11 protein-coding genes are annotated in these 6,913 nt (G+C 34.3%); 1 reads left to right on the top strand and 10 read right to left on the bottom strand.

Annotation, left to right across the window (positions count from 1 at the left end; genetic code table 11):
- Window positions 1-155 precede the first annotated feature (155 nt).
- Window positions 156-491, top strand: a complete 336-nt coding sequence (locus tag FE813_RS10330; RefSeq protein WP_139990437.1) for a DUF3892 domain-containing protein — start codon at window positions 156-158, stop codon at window positions 489-491.
- Window positions 492-519: 28 nt separating this feature from the next.
- Here the strand turns inward: FE813_RS10330 and FE813_RS10325 are convergent, their stop codons facing one another.
- The 10 genes from FE813_RS10325 to FE813_RS10280 form a co-directional block, all read right to left on the bottom strand.
- Window positions 520-801, bottom strand: coding sequence for a hypothetical protein (locus FE813_RS10325; protein WP_139990436.1), 282 nt, complete (start codon window positions 799-801; stop codon window positions 520-522).
- 505 nt (window positions 802-1,306) lie between these two features.
- Window positions 1,307-1,657, bottom strand: a complete 351-nt coding sequence (locus FE813_RS10320) for a hypothetical protein (RefSeq protein WP_139990435.1) — start codon at window positions 1,655-1,657, stop codon at window positions 1,307-1,309.
- A 105-nt stretch (window positions 1,658-1,762) separates the two neighbouring features.
- Complete coding sequence (locus tag FE813_RS10315; RefSeq protein ID WP_139990434.1) at window positions 1,763-1,984, bottom strand: EexN family lipoprotein; 222 nt, start codon at window positions 1,982-1,984, stop codon at window positions 1,763-1,765.
- A gap of 36 nt (window positions 1,985-2,020) precedes the next feature.
- A complete protein-coding gene (locus FE813_RS10310; RefSeq protein WP_139990433.1) occupies window positions 2,021-3,145 on the bottom strand; it encodes a type II secretion system protein GspD in 1,125 nt (374 codons plus the stop codon).
- Entirely contained in the window at window positions 3,142-4,167 is a 1,026-nt protein-coding gene (locus FE813_RS10305) for a zonular occludens toxin domain-containing protein (RefSeq protein ID WP_139990432.1), read from the bottom strand. The genes FE813_RS10310 and FE813_RS10305 overlap by 4 nt, the downstream gene beginning before the upstream one ends.
- Before the next feature lie 7 nt (window positions 4,168-4,174).
- A complete protein-coding gene (locus FE813_RS10300) occupies window positions 4,175-4,471 on the bottom strand; it encodes a DUF2523 family protein (RefSeq protein ID WP_139990431.1) in 297 nt (98 codons plus the stop codon).
- Between the two features lie 9 nt (window positions 4,472-4,480).
- Window positions 4,481-6,097, bottom strand: a complete 1,617-nt coding sequence (locus FE813_RS10295) for a hypothetical protein (RefSeq protein ID WP_235898370.1) — start codon at window positions 6,095-6,097, stop codon at window positions 4,481-4,483.
- A 48-nt stretch (window positions 6,098-6,145) separates the two neighbouring features.
- A complete protein-coding gene (locus tag FE813_RS10290) occupies window positions 6,146-6,379 on the bottom strand; it encodes a hypothetical protein (protein WP_139990430.1) in 234 nt (77 codons plus the stop codon).
- Window positions 6,380-6,397: 18 nt separating this feature from the next.
- On the bottom strand, window positions 6,398-6,655 hold the full coding sequence (locus FE813_RS10285) for a hypothetical protein (protein ID WP_139990429.1): 258 nt from the start codon (window positions 6,653-6,655) through the stop codon (window positions 6,398-6,400).
- An 85-nt stretch (window positions 6,656-6,740) separates the two neighbouring features.
- Entirely contained in the window at window positions 6,741-6,905 is a 165-nt protein-coding gene (locus FE813_RS10280) for a DNA-binding protein (protein ID WP_258038818.1), read from the bottom strand.
- Window positions 6,906-6,913: the final 8 nt, after the last annotated feature.

Raw genomic sequence — 6,913 nt, 5'->3', positions numbered from 1 at the left:
AAAACTTGCCCCAAATTCTAAAGAAGCTTTTATTTCAAAGGCCATATATAGAGAAAAAGAATAAATATAAAAAAGTATCAAGTTTGATACCAAAGTTCGGGTGTTACAGAACTCCCGAACTTTTTTGAGCAAAAAACAATCAAAAGGAGAGAGAAGTGAGAACCGTCAAACAATTAATACGAGAAGCAATGATGGAGGAAGAAATGAATAAACCCGATATTTATATTTATAAAGTTAAATACGATGATAATAATGCCATAGCTAGACTTAAGGTCAAATTTACCAAACCATCTTTATCTAAAGAGTTCGATTTATCGAGAGATCTTATTGTATCTATGTTAAATACAGGTAAATTATCAATAAAAACTCGTATCTATAAGAATGGCAAGTGGATTGATGGTGATGATGTCTCTCTATATGGAGACAAATTCATCACGACTGACGGCAACGGTAAAAAAACAGATAATTTAGGAAATTTACCTAAATTCTAATTCTCAAAAGCCAACATGATTGTTGGCTTTATTTATAAAATTTATTTCTAGGCTTATAACGAAATTTCTCTATAAATTCATCCCAATCAATAGGCACAGTAGAGTGAACTAATTCATTTAAAAATGCTTGAACATGTTCCATTTGATCAAAGCGTTCCACTGTCTCTTCCATAGTCTCAAAATTACTATATGGCAAACGAATTTCTATAGTATTGAGAGTGATGTAGATACAGTAATCTGTTGTTTTTAAAAGTTTAACAGTTTCGTAAAAATGGCGTGGAGTTATGTCTTTTAGCGTTATACTTGCCATACAATGTTAGTGCGTCCAGTAGTAGTTGATTAGGTTCTTTAGGATATTTTAAGCTATTCACTAGTAATTCCATGTCTCTAGGCGATAGCTTTAGCACTAAATTTTCAGCATCATTATGTGATTTTTCCACTAAAATTCCTTATAACTAAATTCGCATAATCGCAGATTATGTGTAAATTCTCGCACGGTGGCAAGCCTGATTATACCGTGCTTCGAATATTAACATAATCTGCAATGACATTATGCGAAATTAGTTATCAGGTAAGCGAAAGCTACGGATTAAATAAATCACAGAGTTATACACAATCACGGATACTAGTAAAACAAGACAAATAAAGCGGTTTTTAAGCGTTGTAACAGGATTTTGAGGTGTTTTATTGAACGGTTGAAATGAAATGTCAGGACTTTGTAAAGCCTTTTAAGAAAAAACAGTAAGTAACAAGCCATAAAAAAGCCACGTCCTCGCATAGCTGCGGGCGTAGCTTTTTTATGGCTTTTTAAAATTCTACTTAGAACTTAAAAATTCTACATATTTTAGTAAAATTTTATCCAATTTTTTAATCTGCTTATCATAGTCTAATTCATAGCTATATTTGACATAGTTTTTATCTAATGGAAATTCTTTTGCGCTTTCAAACAATCTACAAAATGCAGTTAAATCCGTCATATCTTGCTCTATTTGCTCCGTTGCTATTGGATAATTTCCATAATCACCACAAGATATTTTGCCTAATGTTGCATAGGCATGTTTAGCAATAACGACTAACCTATGCTTCGCTACCGTAAGATAATCAGCTCCGCCGTCATAAAAAGCCCTCATTGGATCATAGAAATACTCGCTATTATATGCTTTCATTTTTACTACCGCCTTTCGCTTCGCTCCAGTTGCTGAAGTCAAAAAATAATCTAAAGCAAGTTTAGATTATTTTTTAACTTTCCATGAAAGTTACGTTGTATCTTTCTATGATCTTAGCCCTGAATTACTAGGAGCCCACAAAATTGCGCTAGCTGCATTTTGACAGTTTTCCTTTTCAGTTGCAGTCATCGTATTCTTATTTTCACAAACTTCTACAACTTTATGAGCTTCATCTAAGTTTTTTGAATAATAGGCTTTTGTTTTTACCGGCTCTGAACAAGAAGCAATACCACAAATTAAAGCAAAAATAGGCAATATTTTTTTCATTAGATTTCTCCTCTCTATAAATTTTAGCGGCTAAAATTATAATTCTTTAACCTGTAAAAGAACAATAATATCTGTCTTTGTGTTTGATTTTGACTTTCCTGTTAACCAACCTCTTGGCAAGAATGAAAATCCTGTTTCGCCCTCCGTTAATTTATTTTCAGCAAGTCCACCGAGAACAATCACATCACCATTTTTTACTGTAACATCTGTAACAATATCTCGTTTTATTAAGGTTGGCGATTGATTGACCCCAGTATCGGTTTTGACAAAATTTGATAGTTGCTGCTGAATTTTTAAATCAATGGCTTGATTTTTGATAGTTGGTTGAATATCAAAGATAACACCAGAAGAACGGTATTCTATGGCTTGAATAGGTCTCCCATCTTGATAAGTGATATTAGATAAAACGGGAACATCAGACCCTACGGAGAAATTCCCTTTTGAGCCTGATTTAACCCTTAAGGTCGGGCTACTCACTACTTGAAAACGGCTATCTGTGTGAAATAATTCTATCATTGCATCTAAATTACCGGCATTGACAGTGATAAAATTTTCATAGTTTTGTTTATAGCCAATGTTAATACCAAGTTTACCCGATAACAATTTCGCCAATAAATTAATGCCGCTTCCCTCTTTTTCAATATCTTGTACTTCAAAAACATAACCTGTTACAACAACCTCTTTAGACTTTGTATCAACCGATTTTAATACACTTTTTACTCTCGCTATCTCTTCATTTGTACCGTAAAAAACGAGTTTATCGCCACTGGCTGAAACTGCCCCCTCTCCTTGAACAAATTGAGCTAAATATTCAGTATCACGATGAATAGGATTATAAACAAAACTCTTCTTAACTATTTTTGCAGGTTTTGGCTCAACGTGGGCAATATAAACCACGCCTTTTTTCTCATAAACTTTGATATTCATATTATCAAAATAGCGGTCAATGAACTGGTTAAAGTCTTGTTTTTCAGTCGTATGAAAACTAATTAATCTTGTATCTCCAGCCAATTTAGGATCAAGCATATAAGGCTTTTCCAAAACCTCATCATAAATCATTGATATTGCTTTAGGTAATGGGACGGCTTCCAGTTTAAAATCTACATGTTTCGCACAAACAACAAAGGGCAATAACAACATTGCCCATAAATATTTTTTCATTTTTCTACTCCCGAATAATAATTGACTGTTTGGTTATCAATTTCTCCTTGCAACATTCGACCGCTAAACTGAAATTGACTTCGAGGCTCTAATCGTAAATTCCCTTGATTATCTGCAAGAATAACAAAAGCATTGCCATTCTTGGTTAACTCTCCTGTTATTCGCCATTTATCAGATAATTTGAGCTGAATAGGTGGAGAAAAGGACGGGATTAGCACTTTATCTTGTGATGAGGTTACCGATTTCCCTTCCTGTATCGGTGGCGATGAAATTTCTTGTTCACTTGGGAAAAAAGATTTAAATGCATAAATACCGACAATGAATAATATGAAAACAAAGGCAATCATTGCTTTGAACTGAAAGGATTTCAGAATATTCCCCCTGCCATCAACGACATTTTCTTTCCCATTTTCTCCGTCATAGCTTTTGTACAACTGAAAAATTTCTTTATCATATTTACGTTGTAGTTGAAGTGTTTTATTCGTCTTTGTGGTTTTTGCCCCTGTAAAAATATCAACCCGATAGCGATTTGACATACCTAATGCAGTCAATTTTGACATTTGATAGGTCATTTCAATGCGATCTTTAATAAATCGGGGCAATTGGGAAATAGATTGATTGATAACAACCAAATCACAGCATTCACCTGTTATTTCATGGGTAAAATGTCGATGTTCAGCCAAAAAAGAACGATGATTTTCATGGATTTTATCACTTGGAAAAATACGCCAGACTTCGTCAAGGCAAATTAAATCGCCAGCCCTACAAACTGTTTCAGTTACACCTTTATAAGGGAAAAAGTCAGCCTGTTGACAAATTTCATCCGTAACACTGATAAATTCACCTAAATTACTCTCTTTATCCCCTTTTTTGATACAGTAATGAATTAATTTTTCCTGTGTTACCCCTTCAATATTTCTAACAATACGACGACCTTTTCTAAAATGCTCCAAAATAACAGAGCTCACTACTTCATAAGATTTGCCACTTCCAGGAATACCGACATATGCTAAAATTGCCATAATCATCCTAACCTATTATTGGAATACGTCTAATAATGAAACGAGCAACCATAGCGGATAGATATAAAGATATACCAAAAGGCACTTTGAATAATTCTAAGAAATACCAAACGTCATTAGGCAAATAATTAAATAGCGTTTGAAAATTAACGCTTAATTCCTGTGGGATAAATAAATTAACAATTTCAGGTACAAATTCTGTCGTTACATAAAATAATGCAAAAAATACAAAGAACTTACCAACAACACCTTTAAATACAAAGCCTAATAACCCACTTAACAAACGTAAAATAAAACTTCCCATTTTCTTCACCTATGCACTTAATAACTGTCTAATCGCAATAATTGACCAAATCAATACAAATACTGATGAAAACAAATTACGATTTTTTTCTAACAAGGTACAATGCCCATCTATCGTATAAGTTCGATTTAGTGCGTCAAATGACCATGTCGGACAACTAGCCCCTTTCTCTTGAATATGTAATTTTTGAAATTCGGGGAAAAATTGTTTTAATGGTTCAAGAATTTGCCGTGCTGTTGGTGATTCTAATTCAGGGTATTCTAATTCTGACATATCAACGTCTTCATCAAATTTCTTATCATTAGGTCGAGGATTTGGGATTGGATTAGGTGATGGCGATACATTATAATCAAATTCTAATTTATCTCCTGTTCCAGCCTTAGTAAATAAATCAGCATAAGTTGGACTAACGCCTAACTCTGTTAAAACCGCATTGACTTCACTTGCTGTAATAGGATTTGTTGAGGTAAATGGAATGCCTTCATAATCAGCTTGAGAAGCAGCTGACATCATCAAAGCATTAAATAATTGAGCTAGTTGTGTTGCTGTCAATAGTTGAGTATATAATCCCAAATCCAAATCAGCGATTGAGCCTAATTGTTGTTCTTGTGGTGTTGTTTGAATGTTATCTCCAATCCAATTTTGATTGATTTCAAAATTGATATAGCTCACGGTTGTTGTACGTGTAGAAATTTGATAATCACTTTCTTTAGGTGGGTTAAAAGAATAAACCGTATCCTCTCCGGTATATCCGGAAAGCATAGGATTAAAATCATATCTTAATTGCTTCTCGGTAAAAGTTTGCCGTACTGTGGGATGAATTCTATCACCGATTTGTTGATGTCTTAAATAACGATTTTCTACGGTTGTTTGAGAATATAAATATTGGTGTTCTTTCCCATTAATATTAACGCTAAGATAACGCTCCCTCCCTTTTCCTCCCCATTCTTCTTGAGACATATATTCAGATAATTTTTCAAGTGAATTTGATTGAGCATATTCTCCTGTTCTTAATTCATCAAAATATTTATAGCGATTATCTAACGTATCTGATTTATAGACTTCACTTAATTCATCTGAAATTTGTTTTTTCTCTTTAGAATATTGATAAATCACAGGATCATTTTTACTTGGGTTGGCATTAACAATTTTTGTTTCTCCATTAACTTGAATTGCATAACGCCCATCAGCTAACTTAATTGCACTAGGTTCAAAAGTAACAGAAACTTTATCATTTCCCTCAACATTTAGATCAGATAACGTAATCATCCCACTGTTTAATGCGAGTGAAACCCATGAAATATCTTTTACATGCCGTAAGGTTGATTTGGCCGTTAAAGCAAATCGGGCATCATTTGCTGCAACTGCTCCTAATGCACGATACGTTTGCATTGTGCGTAGTGCAACGATTGAAGCATCATTAGCAGCAACACTAACAGCAGCTCTTCGAGCAACTACATTTCCTAAAACCCTCGTTAAAACCGCTCTTCCTACGATAGGTGCAAATGAATGTGCAACTTGTACATATAAAAATTGCGAAATAATAAAACAAACTATTAACCATCTATACCACGAATGACTGCCCAAGCGCATAATAACCCCCATACAAAAAAGACAATTTGCCACGTCATAACACCCCCTAAGAAAAAAGGGGACTCAAGCCCCCTCTATTGATTAAGCAGAACGCACCGCTTTCACAATCCACTGCCCACCTTTCCAAGCGACCAATGCACCAACAACTAAGGCAATTACACCTAATACCGCTGTAATTGCTCCGCTGAAGTCAATTTTTGATGTTAAAGCCGTGTAATCAACTGCTTGTGTTTCGGCCAATACCATTGTAGAAGCTAATAAACCAGCTGTTGCAACAGCGACTTTTCCACTTGTCTTTTTCAAAAATTTCAACATAATGTTTTCCTTCTTAAACTATGCTCTTTTGATTGTTTCTATAATCATCCAACCGAATTTAGCCACAAGCCAAAAAAGCAAAGTGATTGAAAATGAAACAGCAAAGAATTCAGGGTAATACTCAATTCCAACTGTTTCGCCCTTTGAATGCTCCACAATTTGAAGTTTGGCCACCTCGGATTGTGGGACTTTCAAAACCACATCATTACAACCATCACCACCGAAATTCATATATGGATGGCAAAATTTAGTTGTAATCTCTATTTCATTATTCATAAATGAAATACCAGTAAATAAAATAGAGTAAGAGCAAAGCTACAACCGACAAAACTCGCTCCAGTCATTTGAATAAATTCACGCATTATTTCAATTCTTCTATGATTGAACTTTCATCAAAGTTATAAGTGATACCTTTACGGCCATTTTCCATAGCCCATTCACGAGGATAAACAAGCACCATTACCGTCTTATCCTTTAAGCGATTAATCGTATTTCTTAACGCATCATTCATAGAGCGATCATCAATCTTAATTT

It is taken from the genome of Haemophilus seminalis, assembly GCF_006384255.1.
GTDB lineage: Bacteria > Pseudomonadota > Gammaproteobacteria > Enterobacterales > Pasteurellaceae > Haemophilus > Haemophilus seminalis.
The sequence above is the reverse complement of the archived record's forward strand: the minus strand, read 5'-3'. Positions and strand labels throughout refer to the sequence as shown.

Bases quoted from the DNA above. Each gene is read 5' to 3' on its own strand.
- FE813_RS10325 (WP_139990436.1), bottom strand. From the start codon at position 801: ATGGCAAGTATAACGCTAAAAGACATAACTCCACGCCATTTTTACGAA.
- FE813_RS10320 (WP_139990435.1), bottom strand. From the start codon at position 1,657: ATGAAAGCATATAATAGCGAGTATTTCTATGATCCAATGAGGGCTTTT.
- FE813_RS10315 (WP_139990434.1), bottom strand. From the start codon at position 1,984: ATGAAAAAAATATTGCCTATTTTTGCTTTAATTTGTGGTATTGCTTCT.
- FE813_RS10310 (WP_139990433.1), bottom strand. From the start codon at position 3,145: ATGAAAAAATATTTATGGGCAATGTTGTTATTGCCCTTTGTTGTTTGT.
- FE813_RS10305 (WP_139990432.1), bottom strand. From the start codon at position 4,167: ATGGCAATTTTAGCATATGTCGGTATTCCTGGAAGTGGCAAATCTTAT.
- FE813_RS10300 (WP_139990431.1), bottom strand. From the start codon at position 4,471: ATGGGAAGTTTTATTTTACGTTTGTTAAGTGGGTTATTAGGCTTTGTA.
- FE813_RS10290 (WP_139990430.1), bottom strand. From the start codon at position 6,379: ATGTTGAAATTTTTGAAAAAGACAAGTGGAAAAGTCGCTGTTGCAACA.
- FE813_RS10285 (WP_139990429.1), bottom strand. From the start codon at position 6,655: ATGAATAATGAAATAGAGATTACAACTAAATTTTGCCATCCATATATG.